At 56.3% G+C, this 554-nt stretch carries 1 protein-coding gene; it reads right to left on the minus strand.

Annotation, left to right across the window (positions count from 1 at the left end; all coding sequences use genetic code 11):
- Positions 1-219: 219 nt before the first annotated feature.
- On the minus strand, positions 220-554 hold a 335-nt coding region (locus tag KIP88_RS46025), incomplete at its 5' end, for a hypothetical protein (protein ID WP_214494654.1).

The raw sequence follows: 554 nt of genomic DNA on the forward strand, positions 1-554 counted from the left end.
GCCGAAAGCGCTCAGGAGCCCGACCGCTATGGCGATGAGAGCAGCGCAAATCCATAAAGCGGGCGTACTGGAGCTTAGGCCGGCAATAAGGATCCAAAGACCGAAGCCGACGATGAAGGCCGAGATCGCATAGGCGGCAGCTTTTTCCATGTTCGATCCAACAGCAAAACTGGGATCGATCGCCTCTACGACTCGTTACGGGCTAAAACGTTCCGGCAGTCACAACCTCGAGACTAGGATTATTTTTTCGAGCTCATGGCGACCGTCCGCGTGAGCTTCCTGCTCGGTGGCGAACGATTCTATGGAAGACTGAATAGGTCTTCCGTTCTCTCTGATGTCCCAGCGGAAGCGACCCGCGTGAATCGTGCAGGGCCGGGTTACAAGGTCATAAGGCTGCGGCAGAGCCATACCCGACAATTGCAGAGCAGTTATCCGCGCCCGAAATCTCTCGATCTCTTGAAGCGCGTTGTGGCGGTCCTGCTCCGATGGAAGCTTGCCAGCGGTCTCTACTAGCTTCGCCGCCATTTCTTCCAGTTCTTTCAGTCTCGCCGCTG

This window comes from Bradyrhizobium sp. SRL28, assembly GCF_018596315.1.
Classification (GTDB): domain Bacteria; phylum Pseudomonadota; class Alphaproteobacteria; order Rhizobiales; family Xanthobacteraceae; genus Bradyrhizobium.